This is a genomic window from Mycobacterium sp. E796 (genome assembly GCF_001672815.1).
Taxonomy (GTDB): Bacteria; Actinomycetota; Actinomycetes; order Mycobacteriales; family Mycobacteriaceae; genus Mycobacterium.
On record NZ_LZKK01000358.1, the window covers coordinates 1 to 788 of the forward strand.

Below are 788 nucleotides of genomic sequence, written 5' to 3' on the forward strand. Positions count from 1 at the left end.
GCGGTGCCGCCCAACCTGATCGGCTTCGTCGAGTCGGCCGGGATGCCTGCCGTCGCCTACGGGCAGCGGGATTCCCAGCAGCAGCTGGACGAGGATTTCCTGCATAACTCCTGGAAGTTCCAAAACCCGGTCAAGCTGGCCCGCGAGGCGATGGAGCCGGTCCGGGCGGGCTTCGAAGAGCTGGGCGCCGCGCTCAAGTCGCTCGTCGACGGGGTCGACCTGCTGCTGACGGGCCAGCTCTATCAGGAGATCGCCGCCAACGTCGCCGAGCGCTACGACATTCCGTTGGCCGCGTTGCACTTCTACCCGATGCGGCCCAACGGCCACGTGGCGTTTCCCGCGCGGTTGCCCGCGCCGCTGGTTCGCTCGACGATGAAGACCCTCGACTGGATGTATTGGCGGTTCACCCGGAGCGCCGAGGAAGCGCAGCGCCGGGATTTGGGTCTGCCGAAGGCCACTTGCCCTGCGCCGCAACGCATGTCGGAACTCGGCGCGCTGGAGATCCAGGCCTACGACGCGCTTTGTTTTCCCGGCTTGGCCGAGGAATGGGGCGCCCGGCGGCCGTTCGTCGGCGCGCTGACCATGGAGTCGCCCACCGATGCCGACGACGAGGTCGCGTCGTGGATCACCGCCGGAACGCCGCCGATCTATTTCGGCTTCGGCAGCATGCCCGTCGGGTCGCTCGCGGATCTGGTCACGATGATCGGCGGGGCCTGCGCGGAACTGGGCGAGCGCGCGCTGATCTATTCCCGGGCGCAGGACGGCGGCATCCCCGCCTTCGACCATGT

The 788-nt window shown here is 68.3% G+C and carries 1 pseudogene; it reads left to right on the forward strand.

Going from position 1 to position 788, the window contains the following annotated elements:
* Positions 1–788, forward strand: a pseudogene (locus tag A5706_RS33890) (glycosyl transferase); the annotation flags it as partial.